Annotated in this window: 1 protein-coding gene; it reads left to right on the forward strand. The window is 66.5% G+C overall.

Going from position 1 to position 406, the window contains the following annotated elements; all coding sequences use genetic code 11:
• On the forward strand, positions 1-399 hold a 399-nt coding region (locus FJ658_RS15840; RefSeq protein WP_141146271.1), incomplete at its 5' end, for an integrase core domain-containing protein.
• Positions 400-406 lie beyond the last annotated feature (7 nt).

Consider the following 406-nt stretch of genomic DNA (forward strand, 5'->3'; position numbering starts at 1 on the left):
GGCTGGTCGATCGCGGATCACCTCCGCACCGAGCTCGTCCTCGACGCCGTCGACATGGCCCGGATCCGCCGCCGCCCCGACGGAACGATCCTGCACTCCGACCGCGGCACCCAGTTCACCTCCTGGCTGTTCGGGAACCGGATGCGCGAGGCCGGACTGATGGGTTCGATGGGGAAAGTCGCCTCCGCGTACGACAACGCGCTCATGGAATCGTTCTGGGGCTCGATGCAGATCGAGCTCCTCGACCGGCGCCCCTGGGCCACCCGCACGGAACTCGCAACCGCGATCTTCGAATGGATCGAGAGCTTCTACAACCGCTCCCGACGCCACTCCGCGCTCGGCTACCTCAGCCCCGACGAATACGAAACCCTTCACAACCCCGCCGCAACCGCGGCATGATCACACC

This window comes from Schumannella sp. 10F1B-5-1, from assembly GCF_006517535.1.
Classification (GTDB): domain Bacteria; phylum Actinomycetota; class Actinomycetes; order Actinomycetales; family Microbacteriaceae; genus Schumannella.